General features: G+C 70.5%; 18 protein-coding genes. 10 read left to right on the top strand and 8 right to left on the bottom strand.

Annotated elements, in window-relative coordinates:
• The first annotated feature begins 18 nt into the window (after positions 1-18).
• Positions 19-1257: a hypothetical protein gene (locus OJ997_RS27350; RefSeq protein WP_270028482.1), complete on the top strand. Its 1239-nt coding sequence runs from the start codon at positions 19-21 to the stop codon at positions 1255-1257.
• Here the strand turns inward: OJ997_RS27350 and ilvA are convergent.
• Positions 1254-2498: a threonine ammonia-lyase IlvA gene (gene ilvA / locus OJ997_RS27345; protein WP_372517941.1), complete on the bottom strand. Its 1245-nt coding sequence runs from the start codon at positions 2496-2498 to the stop codon at positions 1254-1256. The genes OJ997_RS27350 and ilvA overlap by 4 nt on opposite strands.
• 97 nt (positions 2499-2595) lie before the next feature.
• Between ilvA and OJ997_RS27340 the strand changes: the two genes are divergently transcribed.
• Both OJ997_RS27340 and OJ997_RS27335 read left to right on the top strand, forming a co-directional pair.
• Entirely contained in the window at positions 2596-4905 is a 2310-nt protein-coding gene (locus tag OJ997_RS27340) for an InlB B-repeat-containing protein (RefSeq protein ID WP_270028480.1), read from the top strand.
• A gap of 100 nt (positions 4906-5005) precedes the next feature.
• The gene (locus OJ997_RS27335) at positions 5006-5251 is read left to right on the top strand and encodes an excalibur calcium-binding domain-containing protein (RefSeq protein WP_270028479.1); all 246 of its coding nucleotides are present in this window, start codon (positions 5006-5008) and stop codon (positions 5249-5251) included.
• 158 nt (positions 5252-5409) lie between these two features.
• On the opposite strand, the gene OJ997_RS27330 is transcribed toward OJ997_RS27335, so the two are convergent.
• On the bottom strand, positions 5410-6057 hold the full coding sequence (locus tag OJ997_RS27330; RefSeq protein ID WP_270028478.1) for an alpha/beta hydrolase: 648 nt from the start codon (positions 6055-6057) through the stop codon (positions 5410-5412).
• A gap of 161 nt (positions 6058-6218) precedes the next feature.
• On the opposite strand from OJ997_RS27330, the gene OJ997_RS27325 reads away from it, so the two are divergent.
• Positions 6219-6518, top strand: coding sequence for a DUF7660 family protein (locus OJ997_RS27325; RefSeq protein WP_270028477.1), 300 nt, complete (start codon positions 6219-6221; stop codon positions 6516-6518).
• Between the two features lie 58 nt (positions 6519-6576).
• Positions 6577-6906 (top strand): hypothetical protein, encoded by a 330-nt coding sequence (locus OJ997_RS27320; protein ID WP_270028476.1) that lies wholly within the window; start codon positions 6577-6579, stop codon positions 6904-6906.
• A gap of 20 nt (positions 6907-6926) precedes the next feature.
• Here the strand turns inward: OJ997_RS27320 and OJ997_RS27315 are convergent, their stop codons facing one another.
• Both OJ997_RS27315 and OJ997_RS27310 read right to left on the bottom strand, forming a co-directional pair.
• The gene (locus tag OJ997_RS27315) at positions 6927-7373 is read right to left on the bottom strand and encodes a hypothetical protein (protein WP_270028475.1); all 447 of its coding nucleotides are present in this window, start codon (positions 7371-7373) and stop codon (positions 6927-6929) included.
• A 64-nt stretch (positions 7374-7437) separates the two neighbouring features.
• Positions 7438-7929 (bottom strand): T6SS immunity protein Tdi1 domain-containing protein, encoded by a 492-nt coding sequence (locus OJ997_RS27310; protein ID WP_270028474.1) that lies wholly within the window; start codon positions 7927-7929, stop codon positions 7438-7440.
• Positions 7930-8073: 144 nt separating this feature from the next.
• Between OJ997_RS27310 and OJ997_RS27305 the strand changes: the two genes are divergently transcribed.
• Complete coding sequence (locus OJ997_RS27305) at positions 8074-8463, top strand: hypothetical protein (protein ID WP_270028473.1); 390 nt, start codon at positions 8074-8076, stop codon at positions 8461-8463.
• Between the two features lie 455 nt (positions 8464-8918).
• On the opposite strand, the gene OJ997_RS37870 is transcribed toward OJ997_RS27305, so the two are convergent.
• Both OJ997_RS37870 and OJ997_RS27295 read right to left on the bottom strand, forming a co-directional pair.
• Complete coding sequence (locus OJ997_RS37870) at positions 8919-9632, bottom strand: type 2 periplasmic-binding domain-containing protein (RefSeq protein WP_270028472.1); 714 nt, start codon at positions 9630-9632, stop codon at positions 8919-8921.
• Positions 9633-9809: 177 nt separating this feature from the next.
• Complete coding sequence (locus OJ997_RS27295) at positions 9810-10688, bottom strand: helix-turn-helix transcriptional regulator (RefSeq protein WP_270028471.1); 879 nt, start codon at positions 10686-10688, stop codon at positions 9810-9812.
• A gap of 101 nt (positions 10689-10789) precedes the next feature.
• Here OJ997_RS27295 and OJ997_RS27290 point away from each other — a divergent pair, with 101 nt between their 5' ends.
• Positions 10790-11773 (top strand): aldo/keto reductase, encoded by a 984-nt coding sequence (locus OJ997_RS27290; RefSeq protein WP_270028470.1) that lies wholly within the window; start codon positions 10790-10792, stop codon positions 11771-11773.
• Between the two features lie 4 nt (positions 11774-11777).
• Here the strand turns inward: OJ997_RS27290 and OJ997_RS27285 are convergent, their stop codons facing one another.
• Both OJ997_RS27285 and OJ997_RS27280 read right to left on the bottom strand, forming a co-directional pair.
• The gene (locus tag OJ997_RS27285; RefSeq protein WP_270028469.1) at positions 11778-12029 is read right to left on the bottom strand and encodes a hypothetical protein; all 252 of its coding nucleotides are present in this window, start codon (positions 12027-12029) and stop codon (positions 11778-11780) included.
• 298 nt (positions 12030-12327) lie between these two features.
• Positions 12328-12723, bottom strand: coding sequence for a hypothetical protein (locus OJ997_RS27280; protein ID WP_270028468.1), 396 nt, complete (start codon positions 12721-12723; stop codon positions 12328-12330).
• Between the two features lie 95 nt (positions 12724-12818).
• Between OJ997_RS27280 and OJ997_RS27275 the strand changes: the two genes are divergently transcribed.
• The 3 genes from OJ997_RS27275 to OJ997_RS27265 all read left to right on the top strand — a co-directional run.
• On the top strand, positions 12819-13748 hold the full coding sequence (locus OJ997_RS27275) for a cupredoxin domain-containing protein (protein ID WP_270028467.1): 930 nt from the start codon (positions 12819-12821) through the stop codon (positions 13746-13748).
• A 55-nt stretch (positions 13749-13803) separates the two neighbouring features.
• A complete protein-coding gene (locus OJ997_RS27270) occupies positions 13804-18987 on the top strand; it encodes a hypothetical protein (RefSeq protein WP_270028466.1) in 5184 nt (1727 codons plus the stop codon).
• A gap of 7 nt (positions 18988-18994) precedes the next feature.
• On the top strand, positions 18995-19272 hold a 278-nt coding region (locus OJ997_RS27265; protein WP_270028465.1), incomplete at its 3' end, for a putative immunity protein.

The following is a 19272-nucleotide window of genomic DNA, read 5'->3' as shown; positions in this document are numbered from 1 at the left end:
CGGGTACGCGCTCGTGTCATGGACGATGCCCGGCCGGACGTCGAAGCGCTGCTGGCGCTGCTCAGCGACCGTGAGGCGCTGAAGGCGCGCGAGTACGCGCTGATGGACCGCGAGACGCAGCGCTCCTGGCGGCCCGCTCCGAGTGGCATAGAACGGCCGGAACCGCACTGGGCGGAGCTCGATCACGAGCGGGTCGCGCCGGGTAGCGAGCACGAGGGCGACCCACCCGACGGCGCCGCGGTCGACAGGATCGAGCGTGACGCGCAGGGCGAGCTCGTGTATGCGCGGCTCGCCGGTGACCGCGGGAAGATGGTGCGGTTCGAGCACGAGGGCCACTGGACGACCGTCTTCCGTGGTGGCGCGGCCCGCGAGCATCGCGTCGACGGCGAGCTCGTCGGCGTCACCCGCGTGAGGATGCGCGGGAAGCAGTACTTCGACAGCACGATCGAGCGCTACCAGCGTGAGCGGGACGGGTCGCTGACCATCACCAGCACGTTCGCCGAGGGCAAGCGCGAGCAGTGGCGCATGGTGCACACGCGCACGTTCACGGTCACCTACGCCGAGGACGGGGAAGTCGAGCGCATCGTCGAGCCGAGCGAGTCCTACGAGGTGTACCGACGGCGGCGGCCGCGCCCACCGAAGCCGCCGACGCCCGGCGCGATGCATCCGTTCCGCGCCGTGGACCACTTCGCCGGCCTGCTCGAACGGGCCGGCGTGCCGTTCACGCGCACACCGGGCGAGCAGGGCGAAGAGCTCGCGGGGGAGAGCGGCGATCACGACCTGTTGCTCCGGCTCCTCTGCGAGTTGGCGCGCACGCCGGTCGAGCGCGAGGTCGACGTCGACGGGGACGCCTGGATCGTCCCGGACGACCAAGACGCGGACCTGCTGCTGCACGAGAGCGGGGTGGAGACCGTGTTCGCCGACGAGGGCGTCGACGAGGAAGGACCCTCCTTCTACGCGGTGACGTTCGGCCGCCAGCTCACGTTCGAGGACGAGGACGAGGAGTACCTCGGCATGAACGTCTTCCACCTCAGCCTCGCGGCGGATGGAGTCCCGGACGGCCGCGTCCCGACCGCGCAGCGCTGGGGCTACGGCGGCCCCGTGCGCCCGGACGCGAGCGACGCGGAGCACGGCGAGATCGCCGGCTGGGCGGGGCACGTGGACGCATGGGCCACGGCCGTCCGCGCCTCCAACTCATGGAAGGCGTTCGACGCGCTCCCCATGGTCCGCTTCACGGTCCTCCAGAGCGATATCTAGATCAGGAAGCGGAACGCGGCGGACATCGGGTCCACGCGCTCGATCAGCAGCGGCGACGCGTCCATCCGCGCGAGCAGCCCTTCGAGATCGTCGGGCCGGCCGATCTCGACGCCGACGAGCGCGGCGCCCGTCTCGCGGCTGTTGCGCTTGACGTACTCGAACAGCGTGATGTCGTCGTCCGGGCCGAGCACGTCGTCGAGGAAGCGGCGGAGCGCGCCGGGCTCCTGCGGGAAGTCGACGAGGAAGTAGTGCTTGAGACCGGCGTGCACGAGCGCGCGCTCGATGATCTCGCTGTAGCGGCTGACGTCGTTGTTGCCACCCGACAGCACGCACACGGTGACCCGATCCGCCCCGTCCGTTCGTCCGATCGCGCTGCTGGCGAGCGCTCCGGCGGGCTCGGCGATGATCCCGTCGGTCTGGTAGAGGGCGAGCATCTCCGCGCAGACGGCGCCGGTCTCGACCGTCAGCATGCGCGCGCCGCTCCCCTGCACGATGGCGAACGGCGCGGCCCCGATGGTGCGGACGGCCGCGCCGTCGACGAACCCGTCGAACGTCTCGAGCGTGACCGGCGCCCCGGCGGACAGCGCGGCGGTCATGCTCGCGGCCCCTTCGGGCTCGACGCCGATGAGCTCGACCTCGGGGTGATGAGCTCCGAGCCAGGTGACCATGCCGGCAAGCAGGCCGCCACCGCCGACGGGAACGACGATCCGGTCGGGCGCGCGGCCGAGCTGCTCGACGATCTCGCGCGCCACCGTGCCCTGTCCGGCGATGGTCGACGGGTCGTCGAACGCGTGTACGGGCTGGGCGCCACTGCGCGCGGCGTAGGCCGTGGCCTCGGCCGCCGCGGCGTCGTAGGTGTCGCCCGTGACGACGACCTCGATCCACGCGCCGCCGATCGCCGCGATCCGCTCGCGCTTCTGCCGCGGGGTCGTGCGCGGGACGTAGACCCGGCCCTTGATCTCGAGCGCGGCGCATGCGTACGCGACGCCCTGCGCGTGGTTGCCGGCGCTCGCGCACACCACGCCGGCGTCGGTGCGCTCGAGCTGCGCCATCGCGTTGTAGGCGCCGCGCAGCTTGTACGAGCGGACGGGCTGCAGGTCCTCGCGCTTGAGCCACACCTCGCCGCCCGCGAGCGCCGACAGCCGCGCGTTGCGCTCCAACGGGGTGCGCGCGACGACGCCCTGGAGGCGCCGCGCGGCGGCATCGACGTCTGATTCGGCGACCGGCAAGAGGGAACGCAGTTGTAACAGCAGCGCGGCGCGGGACCACGAAACCCTAGGGTGGCCGTCTAGGGCGTGCCCGATTGTCCGGAGCGGCGGCATTCGGGAAGGTCGGCCGGTGAACATCGGCATGAGCGCCCGCACGGGCATGGACAACCCAGGCGTGTGGGCGGCGTTCTTCGTCGCGCTGCTGCTGGGACTGGCGGCGCCGAGCGTCGCGTCGGCGGAGACGGTCACCGTGACCAAGGCGGGGACGGGGTCCGGGACCGTGACCAGCGACCCGAGCCGGATCAACTGCGGCAGCGTGTGCTCGGCCGCCTTCACCTGGGGGACCGGGATCACCTTCACGGCCGCGCCAGCCGCCGGCTCGCGGTTCGTCCGGTGGTCCGGCCCGTGCAACACCACGGGGGTGACGTGCGCGTTCGGCGTCACACGCGACGAGACGGTGACGGCGACGTTCAACCAGGTGCGGACGCTCACGGTGAGCACGACCGGCAACGGCGGCGGGGTGGTCAGGAGCACGCCCGCCGGGATCATCTGCGGTGACAGCCGGGCGCAGTGCAGCGCCGGGATGGACCTCAACAGCGCCGTCACCTTGACCGTGGAGCCCGACGCGACGTCGCGGTTCGCCGGCTGGTCCGGGGGCGGCTGCTCGGGCACGGGCGCCTGCGAGGTCACAATGAACGAGGCGAAGTCCGTCTCGGCCCAGTTCGTCCGTCAGGTCGCGCTGCGGCTCGAGATCTCGCAGGCCGCCGGCGGCAGCGGACGGGTCGTCAGCACGGCGGTCGGGCTCGACTGCACCTTCTTCTGCACCGTCGGCGTCGATGCGGGGGCGCAGGTCACGCTCACGGCCGTCCCGGATCCCGGCTCGGTCGTCATCTGGGGCGACGGGTGCACCGTGGCGGCGGACGGCACCTGCAAGGTCACGATGGATCAGGACCGGAGGGTCTACGCGCAGTTCCGCGGCAAGCGCACCTTGAGCGTCTCGAAGGCCGGCACGGGCCAGGGGACGGTGAAGAGCACGGGGGACGTGATCGACTGCGGGGCGACCTGCGCCGGGGCCTTCGACACCGCGACCGGGCTCACGTTCCGGTCCCCGACGGGGCTCTGCGTCGGCACCTGCGTGTGGCCGGTCCCCGCGGCCGGGAGCGGATTCGTCGGCTGGTCGGGCCTCGGCTGCTCGGCGCTGCCCGTGCCGGAGTGCGGCTTCTCGCTGACGGCCAACGCCTCGGTCACCGCCACGTTCGCCAGGCAGCACACGCTGACCGTCACCAAGACCGGGTCGGGGACGGGCACGGTCACCGGCACCGGCCTCATCTGCGGGGTGGACTGCGCGGCTCCGTACAACGAAAACACCGCGGTGACCCTGAACGCCGCACCGGCGGCGAACACGCGCTTCGCCGGCTGGTCCGGAGACGGGTGCTCGGGCACGGGCGCGTGCACGGTCACGCTCAACCAGGCCGTCAACGTCACCGCGTCCTTCGCCGCCCAGGCGCGGCTGACCGTCACCAAGAGCGGGGTCGGCACGGGAACGGTGACGAGCACGCCGCCGGGCATCACCTGCGGCGCGGTCTGCACCGGTTCCTTCGACATCGGGACCCCGGTCGTGCTGACGGCCGTCGCGAACGCGGGCTCGTTCGTCTCCGGCTACGTCGACAACGTCCGCTTCCTCTGCGCAGAAGGCGTCGACAACCGCACCCCCGTCTGCACCAACACGCTGGACATCCAGGGCTCCAACTACCCCCGCGAGGTGAAGTTCACGGTCCTGCGGACCTTCACGGTCACCACCGCCGGCACCGGCTCCGGCCGGGTCGTCTCGAGCCCGGCCGGCCTGAACTGCGGCGCCGTCTGCACGTACGCGTTCCCCGACGGCGAGCAGGTGTACCTCACGGCCGTTCCGGACGAGGGCTCGAAGCTCTCAGGCTGGTCGGACAACTGCTCCGTCAACGGCGACCGGTGCTCCCTCAGCACCTCGAGGAACCAGTCGACGGTCGCGACGTTCGAGCTCCTCCCGGTGGCCACCCCGACACCCACGCCCACGCCGACGCCGACTCCGACTCCGACTCCGACTCCGACTCCGACTCCGACGGCAACCGCGACGCCTGACCCCACCGTCTCGCCGTCACCTACGCCACCGCTCGCATCGACGCCGCCAGCCGTGAGCCCGACGCCGGTCGCGACCCCACGCAACGTCGACACGCGGCTCATGAAGGCGAAGATCCGCCGTCCGCGCCGGACGGCGACGTTCAGCTTCTCGGGTGTCGGAGCGACCCGCTTCGAATGCGCACTCACGAAGAAGGGCAAGAAGGCGAAGTTCAAGCCGTGCAAGTCGCCCGTGACCTACGAGAAGCTCAAGCGGGGCAGCTACACGTTCCAGGTCCGGGCCATCGGCGACACGACCCCGGCCCGCCGGAGCTTCCGCATCTGAGCAGCCTGGCCGGAAGACGAGGCTCAAGTGTCGTGTGAGCCTCGTCGATGGCAGGGTGACGTTGAAGCTCACCAAAGGAGACCCGATGACCATCCGGCGCATGCTCGCTGCCGCCGTCGCCGCCACGCTGCTGTTTGCGACAGCGATCCCGTCGCACGCCGCGGCGAAGGAGTTCAAGAACTGCACGGCCCTGAACAAGGCCTACCCGCACGGCGTCGGGCGCACGGGCGCGCGCGACAAGACCAGCGGCACGCCCGTCACGACCTTCAAGGTGTCCACCAGCCTCTACACCGCCAACCGCAAGAGCGACCGGGACGGCGACGGCATCGCCTGCGAGAAGCGCTGACGGCGAAGGCGATCGCTCGTCGTCCTGTAACCCACGACCGGATCCCAACGTCGTTCCGAACGCCTGGGTCGCTGTTGCCCAGCGGCAAAGCAAGCGCACGTCGAGCGCGTCGACGAGCGCAGAGTTGCCGCTGGCGAGATCGTCGAGGAACGCCGCTGTCAGAGCTCCGGAACGGCTCGCACGATCCAATCGGACGCGAACCGCGCGTGATGGGGCATCACGCCGTGACCGCCGTCGAACTCCTCATAGGTCACGTCATAGCCCGCGCCGCGCAGCGCAGGGACCAGTCGCCGACTGCAGCGGTCGATCGGTAGGACGCGGTCCTCTGTGCCGTGGGTAGCGAAGATCCGCGGCCGTCCGCGCTGGACGCCGGGGGCCAGGAACCCAGGCGAGAAGGCAACGACACGGGTGACGAGGTCGCCGTTGCCGACACCGAGCGACAGCGCATAGGACGCGCCGTCGGAGAACCCGGCCAGGGCGACGCGGCGTGGATCCACGGCAACGAGCGCGAAGACGGTCTCGAGCGCGTCGTCGATGCGTTCGACGTCGTGACCGAACCCGCCCCGGACGATGTCCCAGGTGGTCCCGAGCGACTGGGGAGCCAACCGGATCAGTCCCGGATGTGCGGGCAGCAGCGCGAGGCCGGCCTCAGCGGTCGATCCGCCTCCGTGAAACACCACGGCAAGCGCGAGGGGCCGGGCGTCGTCGGCAACCGCCGGAACGTCCAGCTTCCACCCCGGCGGCAAGCCGCCACGGCTCCGCCCGAGGCCAGGACGTGCGCGCAAGCGCGTCGGATCAGCGCTCATCCACGAAACAACTGGAGCATCTCGTCCACATGATCGCGGATCGGTCCCGAGGTCGCCAATGCGGAGCAGCAGCGGTTGCGTAGCGTGCGGAGATGGCTCAGGAGATCACCGTCGCCCATGCCCACGCATGTCCACATGAGCAGCGCTGAGAGACTGCGGAGATGTCCGCCGATCCGTCTGCCGTCGGCTCCCGCGTAGCACTCGTCACCTTCGTGCAAGGGTTGCGCGATGAGTTTCGTGCTGACCCCGACGTGTGGGAGAACAACGACCTGGCGCGCTTCTTGAGCGCCTTGGCCGCCTGGATCGACGACTCGCCGGGCTACTGGTCCAACCAAGCGATCCAGAGCCCGGCCAGCCAGACTGGTCGTGGGTTGCGCTCGCGCTACAAGCTGCGACCGGCTACGAGTGACTTCGTGAACCCTCGACGGGCGCAGCGCACAAGTCGACGATCGCGGAGGTGACCCTCCTGCGTAGCCTTGCGCCATCGAACGTGCGATTGACGACGAGACGCTCCGCACGGTGATTCGGATCGACGCTCCGGCCCGGGGCGTGTTTCCGTGGCCGGCCACCCAGCAGAGCGGAAGGCTCATCGACGCGCACCAGCTGCTTGCCGCCGTCCAGCAACGCGCTGGTGACGCGTCGCTCACGATCCACGACCTCGACCACGCGATGCGGCGACTCCACGGGCATCGCCTCAACTATCCGCTGTCGCGCGTTGTCCGCTCCGTCATTAGAACGCTGCTGCGCTCAGACCGACCGCGCGACCGACGCCCCGTCTACTTCATCGACGACTGGACCTGGAGGCGTGAGCTGCGCCGTCTTCCTCGGCGACAAGGCCGACCCCGTTGACGACGAGAGCGGGGGCTCGTTCACGAACGCAACCACACGGTTCCGTAGCTGGCTTCGTATTCGGCCAGGTCGTCGAACGCCGGCTCGAGATCCGTGGATGCGCCGCAGAAGTATCGATAGCCAGGCGCGCGCCAATACAGCAGATCGAGATCGGTCAGCACGTCAGCGAGCGGAGCAATCAATCCCGGTTCGTCCGGGTCATACATCAGATAGACCTTCGGGTGGCGCCCCAAACGCGCTCGGCCGACGAGGCGGGACAACTCGGCGTCATCGTCACGGGACAGCAAGCCGGGCATCGCGGCCTTGTCCAGCGACGTCGGCCCCCAAGGCAGGGCCGCGACCACCGCGGCAAACGCCGTAGCGACCTCGGCTCCGACGAGGACTGCCTCGTGCTCGTGGACCCATTCGACGAGGTGATCAGCCTGAACGTGAATCGCCTCAGAATGCATCAATTCGTCGAAAAGCACTACTTCGACGGGGTCAGTCCACGAGCGCGGCCCGCGGTCACGTCTACCGCCTGGGTGCTCAGATCTAGCGTGAGCCCGAGTCGAAGCGGACCTCAGTGACAGGCGTCCCGGGCGGCAATTCGCGTAGCTGCTCGTGAATTTGGCCCGTCATTGAGAAATGGAGTCCGATGTCCGCGGTCCCGGCGTTCGCGATCTCGAACTCGCCGCCAAGAGCAGGAGGCTGCTTCCACGAGTAGATCTGCCCGGACGCGAGACGCAGACCGTTACGCAAGAAGTCGGCGATCACATCGACGGCCAGGTGATCCGTCGCCCATCGCCCGTCGGTCACGAGGCGGCGAAACTCGACCTCGTCTTCAGCGACAGGCTGGCAAGTACCTGCCGCAGTGTCCAGGAGATGAACCGTGCCGTCATGTTCGTCTTGGACGAAGGCATCACCGACTGCGCTCAGGAGGATCGGCTGCTTGGACGGTCCGATGAGCCACCGCCAGTCCTCGAGCAGCCGCTCGCGATCAAGACCGTCCATACCCACCGTGAGCTCGTTCAGCGTGATCTGCACATCGCCAGGATCAAGCACCGACGTCTTCGCCCGCTCCGGGGGCCGGCTCCAGCCCTCGGTCGGACGTAGCGGCATCGTCGAAAAGGACCCCTTCGCAGAGCACTCGCCGGTCGTGCCTCGGATGCGATCGCGAAGATGTCAGGCGTGGTGATCGACGATCTCGGTCCGCCCTACTGCGACGTGTGGACCTTCGCACCGGAACTCATCGTGACCGTGACGGTTGCTGACCCTGATCACCGACTCGTTCTGCGGACGCTGAGGGTTGATTTCGACGGTCGGGGCTTCGTTGCCGGAAACGATCCGAGCCATCAAATGAGCGACGACCTCGACCCGGAGGACCTAGACCGGCTGGAGTCGCCTCCCGGTCTGGAGCCTGAGGATTTGGCGGAACTCGCGATGGCGTGGCTGCGTGCACAGGCCGACCGGCCGATTGACCGCCAGGAATGGGACGCGACCGCCTCCTCGCGGAGAACCCGATCGGGTCGTAAGGCTTCGTGGCTAGTCAGCCGCGGCAGACGCACCGTAACAGCATGAGTTCGTCGAGAAAGATCACTTTCGTCCGCACGCGGAGCGTCGGATCGCGGCGGCGCGCAGCACATGTCGCGAGCATCGCCAGAGCTGGTCTGGACTTCGGGGATATCCCACGGGACCGGCCGTGCATCGGCCCTACCGGTCTCCCGCTTTACCGGCTGATCGACCAGGACGGCCAATCGTAGGCTGTCGAGTCGCTCCCCAGCGACCGCTAGGCGTGCCATGGCGAGGAACGAACAGGTCCGAAACGGATCCCTCCGTCGACAAGCGCTCCTTCTAGACGGGCGCTGCGAAACGCGATGCTCAGTCGTTTCGCCCATCTTTGTTCCGGCTTCCGTCCCGCTACAAGCCGTCCGCTGCGACCAGTGCCTCCTTCGTGCGCTGGCGTGCTTGCTCGAGGTCCTCGGCGAAGCGCTGCAACCCCGGGATCGATTCTCCGACGAACGGCGACATATGCATTAGCGGATTCCGGAGCCGCTCGTACAGGCCATCGAACTCCGCTTGGATTGTCTTGTCGTCACCGTCGGCAAACACGCGGAGTTTGGCCAGGATGATGCCTTTCTGCCTGAACGTTGTCGCGTCCAGGAGCGCGACATTGAGATGCTGCTCGCGCAACTGGCGATGATGGCCCCGTACCTGGCCCGCTCCGCCCTCACCAGTGCCTGGATCGCTGCCTCGTCGCTGTTGCGCGTGACGGTCCGAATAGCAACGCTCATGGCCGTTTCCAGCCGCGCCATGGTGGCGTACGCAAGCACGCGCACCGGCGCCTTGTTCAGGTCGGAGACAGTCACGATGCCGTCGATCCGACCGTCTGTAACGACGAGCTGGTAGTACGGCGGGGACAGGAGGTCCTGAAGTAGACGCTCGATCGTTTGTCGGCTCTCCACGACGATTCGATCGTCGAGCGTCCGCATTGAATGACTAACCGCCGAGACGTCTAGCCTCGGACGCTCGACGGCGAGCTTCCCTCCGTTGATGTTCTCCAGGACCCCAACGATGGCGCCGTCGGCGCCCCGCACCGGCAGGTTATTGAGCGTCTTACCACTGGCGAGGCGCTCCGCGGCTGCGGGCTTCGCGTCTCGTGCGATCGTCACCAGCGGCCGGTGGGCGATATGGCGTACTTGAAGCGCTGCTTCAAGCTCGACAAGCGTCTCGGCGTATTCGTCCTTCACGCGCGCAGCCTAAGAGGATCGGGCGAGACGCGCACTCAACGACGGAACACGGTCGTCGGCAGCGCGTATCGCAATCTCAGGATGCGCCAATTCGTCGAAAGCGCTCATTCTTGAGGCGTGACGTTCTACAGGGCTCGTGGGCGTCTTCCCGGTCCCGCGCGATTGTGGGTGCGTGATCTAACTGGGCGTTTCGTGTGGTGTCGAGGAGGCTGATTCGGGTGTGGCCGTCCAGCTCGCGAGCAGGTCGAGCGCTTGGGCTGACCGGCTGCCGGGTTCGGCGCTGAACACAGCCAGGAGCAGGCCGTTGTCGGCGGCGAGTTGCATGACCTCGTAGTCGAGCTCGAGGTCGCCGACGGTTGGGTGGTGCAGGCGTTTGCGGCCGGTGTCGTGGGTGCGGACGTTGTGGGCGGCCCACCACTTGCGGAATGGTTCGCTGCGCGTGGAGAGCTCGCCGATGAGGTCGGTCAGCGCGCGGTCGTACGGGTTGCGGCCGGCTTCGGAGCGCAGAGCGGCGACGAGGTCTTTGGCGTTCTTCTCCCAGTCGGGAAAGAACTGCTGGGCCGCGGGGTCCAAGAAGGTGAAGCGGGCGGCGTTCGGTGGCTGTTCGCGGCTGTCGAACATCGGGGCGTACAGCGCCCGGCCGAGCGCGTTCGCGTAGATGGAATCGCCACGCAGGTTGCCCACGCTCGCCGGTGACCCGATCGAGTCCACGACGCGCTGCATCACCGGGCGAATCTGCTGCGCGCTCGCGCGGGGACGCCGCTTGGCGATCGCCGGGCCCGCGGCGCGGGCCAGATCGAACAGGTGGGCGCGCTCTGCGTCATCAAGCAGCAGCGCGTCGGCGACCGCGTCGAGCACGCCGTCCGAGACGCCAGTCGCGTCGCCGCGTTCCAAGCGCTTGTAATAACCGACGCTGACGCCGGCCACCGCCGCCACCTCTTCGCGGCGCAAGCCCGGGACCTGCCGGCGCCCGAACGTCCGCAGCCCGGCTTGCTCGGGCGTGACCTGCGCCCGGCGGCTGGTCAGGAACTGCGACAGCTCGTTGCCCTCGTCCACGACCCCCAGGGTAGGCCCCGGATCGAGACCTCGGGGGCACCTGTCAGTGACCCCCCAAGCGGGACCCTGCAACGCCTTCTGCCCGGGGCATAGTGGCCGTCATGGACTACACGAACCTTGGAACTTCCGGGCTGAAGATCAGCCGCATCGCCCTGGGCTGCATGAGCTTCGGCACGCCCAACGACTGGCAGCCGTGGGCGCTGGAGGATGACGCGGCGCAGCCCCTGTTCCGCCAGGCGCTCGAGCTCGGCATCTCGTTCTGGGACACCGCGAACGCCTACGGCGCCGGCACTTCCGAGGAGATCGTCGGTCGCGCGATCAAGCAGCTGACCACGCGCGAGCAGATCGTGCTCGCGACCAAGATCTTCATGCCCATGCACCAGGGTCCCGGAGGTGGCGGCCTGTCGCGCAAGGCGATCCTCGAACAGGTGGACGCGTCACTGGCGCGTTTGGGCACCGACTACGTCGACCTGCTGCAGATCCACCGTTTTGACCCCGACGTCCCGGTCGAGGAGACGATGGAGGCGCTGCACGACGTGGTCAAGGCCGGCAAGGCCCGCTACCTCGGCGCGTCCTCGATGTGGGCCTGGCGCTTCGCGAAGCTCCAGCACGCCGCCGCGACGCACGGCTGGACCGAGTTCGTCTCCATGCAGGACCAGTACAGCCTGCTGGCCCGCGAAGAGGAGCGGGAGATGTTCGGCCTGCTCGCCGACCAGGGCGTCGGCTCCATCCCGTGGAGCCCGCTGGCCGGCGGCAAGGTCACGCGCCCCTGGGGCGCGGCCGGAACCGCCCGCGCGCAATCCACCCCCGACGTCGACCAGTACGGCCGCCCGCTCTGGCTCGACAGCGACCAGGCAGTCGTCGACGCCGTCGAAAAGATCGCCACCCAACGCGACGTCCCCATGGCCACGATCGCCATGGCGTGGGTCCTCCACAACCCGGTCGTCGACAGCCCGATCATCGGCGCGACCAAGCCGCACCACCTCGCCGACGCCGTCGCCGCACTCGACATCACGCTCACCGACGACGAGATCGCCGCGCTCGAGGCTCCGTACGTCCCCCGTACGCCCACCTACTTCAACTGATCCCCTACGGTGTGACGCGGCGCAAGTGCCGAAGGCCCCTGCCAAGCGCTTGCACGACGCGGCCGGGTCGCGCGTCTGGAAACTGCGTCACGGCGGGCGGCCGTTGCTCGATCACGCTCGTGTACGTGTCGGCGCTGAAGCGGATCGCTTCCCAGCCCGCGAACGGGCCCGTCTCGTGCACCCAGGTGCCGGCCACGTGATCGGGATACGACAACGCGAAGTCGTGCCACACGACCTCGTCACCCGATGTGGTCACGCGCGCGGTGAGCGCTCCGCACAGCACGTCGCCGCAGGCGGCGCAGATCCAGATCGCGACCCGGTCCTCGATGTCGGGCTCAGCGCGCCCGAGCAGGCGTTGGGCTGCGAGCTCGTCCTCTTCGGCGAGGAGCCACCCGAGACACGAGAGGTAGTCGGCGCCCCCCCAGGCGGTTGTACGACGACTCGTCGTCGACGACGAAGTCGAGGAAACGGCGGGCCGGCTTGTACTCAGCGGAAGGCAGCTCGATCCATCGAAGTTCGAGCTCGGAGCCCACGGAGCCAGTATGCCGGGGTGGCTAACGCCGCCGCTTGTCGGGCGCCCCGGCGGCGCGGTTCGCCTCGAAGCGTGCGTCGTCGCGTTCCTTGCGCCGCTTGGCCTGCTCGTCGACCCAGCCCTCCTGGTCGATGCGTGGGTCGCTCAGGTCGAACATCGCCTTGGTGCGCTTGGCGTTGACGATCACGGGGACGATGGTGCCCTTCTTCGTCTCGCGGACCTTGAAGCGCTTCTCTTGGAAGCTCAAGCGCACCGGTGGGTCGTCCGGGACGTCGACCATGTACTCCCAGATCTCGAACCCGCCCGGGTTGTCTCCGCCGTACACCTTGCGCTCGACGAGTCGTGAGTCCACGAAGACCGCGTCGACGCGGTCCCAGCGCCGTCGCAATGAGAGCCGGAGTCGATCGAACCAGAGCATGCGGCCAACCCTCTCATCGTCGGTGTGCCGAAGGCAAGATCACCAGGTTGTGAACGGCTCGCGAGCGGCCCTGCTGGATCGGGGAAGATCGGCCGGTGCTGCACGCGTCTGCGCTCCTCCCGCTCGCGCTGCTCGGTGGCGGCGTGCACGAGGTCCGGACCGGGGACGCCCCGAAGTACTCGCCGCCGGGACTGCGGGTGGCCGCCGGCGACACGGTCCGGTGGGATGCCTCCCAGCGTCATCCGCTCGCGTTCGAGGACGGCTCGGGCGGGCCGTACGACGCCGACCACGAGCGGACGCTGACGACGCCCGGCAAGCTCGCGTTCTACTGCCTCGTGCACGGCGCGCCGGGCGGCGCGGGCATGTCCGGGCTCGTCACGGTCGGCGACAGCAACGAGGCACCGTCGATCACGCTCGAACGGGAGACGGCTGAACCGAGGGACGGCGAGCTCGTGGTGTTCCGCGCGCTCGCGGGGGACCCCGAGCGACTTGCGCTGCGCATCGCGTGGGACCTCGACGGCGACGGCCGCTTCGACCCGCACCTCGGCGGTGTGAGCGCGGTCGCGCGGTACGGGCCTGGCGTCCACACCGTGAACGCCCGCGCGACGGACGACCTCGGCCTCACCGCCGACGGTCGGCTCACGTTCACGATCCCCGCTCCGCCCGCCGCACCCAAACCGCCGTCCGACGCGTCGCCTCCAGCCGCCGCGCCGCCCGCGGTCACCAACGCCGACTCCGCACCCGCACCCACGCCGCAGGTGCACGCGGCGAGAGCGATCCGACTCGCCACTGTGCGCCGCCGCGGCCTCCGCGTCACGGTCACGGCCGCGCCGCCCGGCCGCCTCAGCGCGGAGCTCCGCGACCTCCGTGGCCGGCGACTCGCACGGGTGACGGCCACGGCCCGGTCCGGCACGCCGGTCACGATGCGCCTGCGCGCGCCCCGGATCCGCGCCGGTCGCGCACGGCTCGTCGTGAGGACCGCCGACGGACGCTCCATCAGCCACCCTCTGATCGTGCGGGCATAAATCTCAGGGGAGCGCCCCGATTGTCGTCGCGCGCCGGTCGAGGTCTCATGCCCGTGTGCGAGCGCATGACCAGATCGAACCGGCCGCGCCGCACGCCACGCCTCAACCGGGAGGTCCCACCGCGGTCGCGCTCCCGCAGGCCGTCGGCAACGCCGCGATGACCTCGCTGATGGGCGCGCCGTCCGTGCGCCGCGAGCCGCGCGCCGTGCCCGTGGCCCCCGGCGACGCCGCCATCGCCTCCGCGCTCGCACGATCGGCGAGCGCGCGGGCGAGCGCCCCGGTGCTGGACCACTCGCCCGACCTCGACGCGTGGAAGGCGGCGGTCGAGAACGCGACGAACCAGGTCGCACCGAACCTCGAGCCGGTCCTCGCCGCGCCGGGCCAGCTCCAGCACGAAGCGGCGCACGTCGAGCAGCAGCGCGCCGGCGAGAAGCCCGACCACGCGGCGGACGCGCGCGGGCAGCTGCCGCCCGAGCCGACCCCGCCCGCGCCCGTCGAGCAACTCGACACGCGCGCGCCGGACGCCGCACTCAGCACGGTGGACGAGTTCGGCGCGGTGAAGCTGTCCGACCAGACGTTCCCGCCGCTGGTGCCGATGCCGGGCGAGCTCGCCCCGCCGCCGACGCCAGAAGTCCCGTCCGCGGCCCCGACGGCCACCGCCACCGACAAGCCCACGCCCGTCGCCAAGCCGGACCCGAACGCCGACGCGGCGGTGCAGAAGCTCGGTGCCGTCACCCCCGTCGAGGCCGGCAAGGGACCCGTTGAGGGCACCGTGCTCAAGGACGCGCCCGTCGCTTCGCTGGACCCGCTGCCGCCGGCGCAGGCGACGCACATCGGTGACGTCGCCGCGCGCGTGCTCACCGAGGCGCCGCGGTACGCGCGCGAGATCGTGGACGGGGCGGCCGCGAGCATCACGCAGGACAAGCCGATCGCCTCGCTCACGCAGCTCGCCGACGCGAAGCTCCCCGCCGAGCAGGCCGGCCTCACCACCGAGCTGCAGGGCATCGCGCAGGCCGCGGGCGTCACGGCCGAGCAGCTCCAGGCCAAGGTCGCGGCCAAGCAGACGGAGGCGGCGAGGATCGACCACGCGGCCGATCAGCAACTCGACGCGACGGCACAGCAATCACAAGCCACGATCCAGCAGCGCGGCGACCAAGAGCTGCAGGAGATCAGCGGCGCGAAGCTCGCGATCGGCGACCACATCCAGCGCAAGCAGGAGGCGGCCAAGGGCGCCGCCGACCCGGCCGTGATCAACGGCCGCCGCGACGCCTACCTGGAGAAGGTCGCGAGCTCCACCGCCGGGAGCCTCACGCGGCTCCGGGCGGCCAAGGAGAAGCGGATCGGTGACCTGCAGCGGATCGCGTCCGATCAGCGGACGCACTACCGCCAGCAGGCGCAGGCCGCCGCGCTCAAGCACGGCGACCGGATCGCCGCGCGGCCCGCCCTCACGTGGGGCGAGCAGCAGACCCTGCAGACCGACGGCCACCTCGCCCGGCTCACCCGCCTGGTCACGGAGGAGGCGGGCCGCCACGAGCTCGTGATCGAGAGCGCCGCCGACGCCGCCCGCGAGCAGATCCGCGACTGGGCGGCGGAGAAGCTCGGGCGCCAGCGCGGGTTCTGGGACCGCCTGCTCGACATGTTCACCGACTACGTCAACCAGGCGACGGTCTCCAACGCGGCCTGGGAGCGCCAGCGCAACGCCGAGACACGCGACACGGTCGCCAAGGACCTGACGATGCTCACCACCCTGCGCGACAACCTGCGCCAGGGCAAACGCGACCTCGTGCTCGCCGAGATGGCCCGCATGAGCAAGGAGGAACGCGCGATCGTCAGCGCGTTCCTGAAGTCGGGCGGCAACGACGGGATCGGCGCGGTCGCCGCGGGACTCGTCGAGCGCATCAAGGGCCACCGGGTGCCGGAGCTCGCCAAGCAGCTCGAGGAGCAGGCGATCGCCGAGCTTCCGTGGGAGCAGCTGCAGCTCATCGGCCAGCTGCAGACGCCCGGCTTCGACGCCGGCACCCTCATCCGGGAGATCCGGGGTGCGGTGAAGGGCATCGGCACCAACGAGAAGCGCCTCTTCACAGCGCTCACCAGTCGCACGGCGCTCCAGATCGCGGCGATGCGCAAGGCCTACAAGGCCGTCTACGACCGCGACATGGACGAGGACATCGACGACGACGTCTCCGGCTCCGAGCAGGAACGCGCGGACGCGCTGCGCTCGGGCGATCCCGTCGCCGGCGCGGTGGCCACGCTCCGCGACGCCATGGACGGCGCCGGCACCAACGAGGCGCTGATCATGCAGACGCTGCGTGGCAAGACGCCCGCCGAGCGCGACGCGATCATCGCCGCCTACGAGCGCAAGTACGGCGTGACGCTCAAGGCCGATCTCAAGGGCGAGATGGGCGGCCACGAGCTCGGCGAGGCCGACGCGCTGCTCGACGGGGACCTCGCCCGCGCCGACGCCGAGGCGCTCAAGGAGGCGATGGACGGCGCCGGCACGAGCGAGACCGGGATCAACGCCGTCTACGCCCGCATCCGCGACGAGGTCGAGGGCGAAGCGGCCGCGAAGGGCATGAAGACCGACGAGATCGAGGCCGAGATCAAGCGCCGCAGCGCCGCGGTGGCCAAGGCGTACGGCGGTCAGGAAGCGCTCGAGCAGGACTTCCGCTCGGAGCTGTCCGGCGGCGAGCTCGACTACACCCTCGCCGCGCACGCCGGCGACCAGACCGCGATGGACGCGGCCCTGCTCAAGCAGGAGCACGACAGCGTGTTCTACGCGAGCGACAGCAAGATCAACGAGGTCCTGCGCAACCAGTACGTGCGCGCCGAGAAGGAGATCCTGCGCGACCTCGCCGTCGACTTCAACCAGCGCGCCGCGCGCATGAAGCCGAGCGAGCGGCGAGCCGCCTGGGAGGCGCTGAAGAAGGAGGGCCAGAAGGCCGCGCTCACCCGCTCCAAGCAGTACATGGCCGGGCTCGAGGACTCGTTCGGCGATCCGCTGGAAGCACTGGTCGCCCACAACGTCTCGGGCTACGACCAGGACGAGGCGCGCATGCGGATCGCGAGCGGCGGCAAGCTCACCGACGCCCAGGAGCTGTTCTTCGCGGTCAAGGGCGCCGGCACCAACGAGAACCGCATCAAGGAGACGCTCAAGGGCAAGTCGCGCCAGGAGATCGCGGAGACGATGGCCCAGTACGGGCCCGACTTCTTCAGCGACGTGATGGGTGACCTCGACGGCCGCGATCTCGCCGACGCGCTCGCGATCATCGAGACCGGCGACTCGACCCCGGAGGAGAAGCTCGCCTACCTGGAGCGGCGCAAGGCGTGGGAGCTCGGCAAGGGCACGGGCGACGCCGGCGACGCCGTCCTCGGTGAGGAGGAGCGTGTGCTCGCCGCCACGACCGAGGAGGCCGCCGCCGCCCACAAGACCTACGCGGAGCTCAAGGCCAAGCTCGGCGAGGACCATCCGGAGACCGTCGCGGCGCGGGCGCGGCTCGAGCGCTGGCTCGGCTACGGCGACAAGGACATCGACCGCCACCGCGAGGAGATGGACGCGTTCGCCGACACGGCCGCGTTCGTCGGCGCGCTCGCGGCCGGCATCGCGGTCACGGTGCTCACGGGCGGCACCGCGGGCCCGGCGGCCGCCGCGCTGCTCGGGACGCTCGCCGCGACCACGACGACCATCGGCGTCAAGCTCGCCGTCAAGGGTGAGGCGCACGGGACCGAGGAGATCGGCCTCGACCTCGCGCAGGGCACCGCCGAGGCGCTCATCGCGGTCGCCACCGCCGGCACGGGGACGGCGGCGTTGCGCGCGCTCTCGAAGACCCGCGCGCTCGCGATCCTCAAGCAGGCCGCCGGGGCCGGCGTGTTCAAGCGGCTCGCCACCAAGGGGCTCGAGGGCGGCATCGAGGGTCTGCTGGCCGGCCTGCCGTCCGGCGTGGTCGCCGCGATCCTGGACGACAAGACGTGGAGCAGCGCCGACCCGCTGCTGGTGATCCTGCGAGCGGGCGGGCAGAGTGCGGTCACGGGCGCGCAGATCGGCGCCGGCGTGTCCGCGGGGACGGCCACGCGTCGGGGCAAGCGCACCCGCGCGCCTACCGAGACCGATCCGGGAGTGCCCGTGATCGAGGAGTCGCCGCCGGGTGGCTTCGAGCCGACGGGCGAGCCGCCCGCGCCCGAGGCGCCCGACACGACGCCGGTGCCGCAGGAGGAGATCGTGATCCCGGTCGAAGAGCCCGTGGTCGAGGAGTCGCCGCCGGGTGGCTTCGAGCCGACGACCGAGCCGCCCGCGCCCGAGGCGCCGGACACGACGCCGGTGCCGCAGGAGGAGATCGTCATCCCCGACGACGCGGTCCCGGAGCCGATCACGGACGAGCCGGCCGGGCCGCATCCGGCGCCGTCGGACGGCGTGCCGGAGGTGATCGGCGACGGACCCACCGACCGGGTCGTCCGCCCCGGCGAGGAACCCACCGCGCCGCAGCGGGCGCCCGACACGGAGGCGGTTCCGGAGCCGATCGACGACGCGCCCACGACCCGTGATCCGGCCGTTCCGGAGCCCGTCGAGGAGGCGCCGACGAAGCGCCAGTCGGCCGTTCCGGAGCCGGTCGAGGAAGCGCCGACGAAGCGCGAGCCGGCTGCGCCCGAGCCCGTCGACGAGGCGCCCGCCGTCCACGAGCCCGCGGCCGAGCTGCCGGACGGCACGCTGGTCTACGGCCCACCGGACGCGCCGTTCACGCCCGAGCAGGCCGACGCGGTCTACGAGCGCCTGATCGCCGGTGCGCAGCGGCGCCGTGAAGCGCTCGTGCTGGAGAACATCGACACCGGCGAGCGCGTCGTCGTCCAGGGCGGGGAGGACGCGGCCGTGGTCAGCCCTGAGCAGTGGGATCGCTTGTCGGTGCACCGCGGCTACCGGCGCGGACGCTGGCGCGGTGTGCGCCACTACCACCCCGTCGGCGCGGACGGCGTCACGGCGCCCGAGCACCGCATCCCCAGCGGCAAGGGCGGCGACATGGAGGCGGTCCAGCGCGACGCGGAGCACCACGAGTCACGCCGGCACGAGGAGGTGCTCGACATCGAGACCGAGAACGGCCGCGAGCAGGTCCGGTATGGCTACGACGAGACGCAGACCAACCGGTGGTGGGTCCTGCTGCCGGGCGCGGCCAAGCCGGAGCGCTTCTTCTCGCTGGCGGCGTACGACTTCTGGGTCGGGCTGCAATTGGACAAGGCCGCCGCGCGATGATGTCGGCATGGAGTCCCTGCAGACGTTGAGCCTGGGCGACCGGCGGATCGTCGCCGCGTGGGCGGCGGACTGCGCCGAACGGGTGCTGGGGCAGTTCGAGGCGCACGCCCCCGACGATCCTCGCCCACGGGACGCGATCGCCCGGACGCGAGCGTTCGCCCGCGGTGAGCTCGATGTCGCCGACGAGATCCGCCGGCGGTTCGTCGGCGGCGGCGCCGCGCGCGAGGTGAAGGTGCCGGCCGCGGTCGCTGCGGCGCGCGCCGCGGGGCAGGCCGCCGCCGTCGC

The sequence above is a fragment of the Solirubrobacter phytolaccae genome (assembly GCF_027587195.1).
GTDB classification, from domain to species: Bacteria; Actinomycetota; Thermoleophilia; order Solirubrobacterales; family Solirubrobacteraceae; genus Solirubrobacter; species Solirubrobacter phytolaccae.
This window is presented reverse-complemented; position numbering and strand designations above follow the sequence as displayed.

Excerpts from the sequence above, each read along its gene's own strand:
- OJ997_RS27350 (WP_270028482.1), top strand. The coding sequence starts at position 19 with ATGGACGATGCCCGGCCGGACGTCGAAGCGCTGCTGGCGCTGCTCAGC.
- OJ997_RS27335 (WP_270028479.1), top strand. The coding sequence starts at position 5,006 with ATGCTCGCTGCCGCCGTCGCCGCCACGCTGCTGTTTGCGACAGCGATC.
- OJ997_RS27330 (WP_270028478.1), bottom strand. The coding sequence starts at position 6,057 with ATGAGCGCTGATCCGACGCGCTTGCGCGCACGTCCTGGCCTCGGGCGG.
- OJ997_RS27325 (WP_270028477.1), top strand. The coding sequence starts at position 6,219 with ATGTCCGCCGATCCGTCTGCCGTCGGCTCCCGCGTAGCACTCGTCACC.
- OJ997_RS27290 (WP_270028470.1), top strand. The coding sequence starts at position 10,790 with ATGGACTACACGAACCTTGGAACTTCCGGGCTGAAGATCAGCCGCATC.
- OJ997_RS27280 (WP_270028468.1), bottom strand. The coding sequence starts at position 12,723 with ATGCTCTGGTTCGATCGACTCCGGCTCTCATTGCGACGGCGCTGGGAC.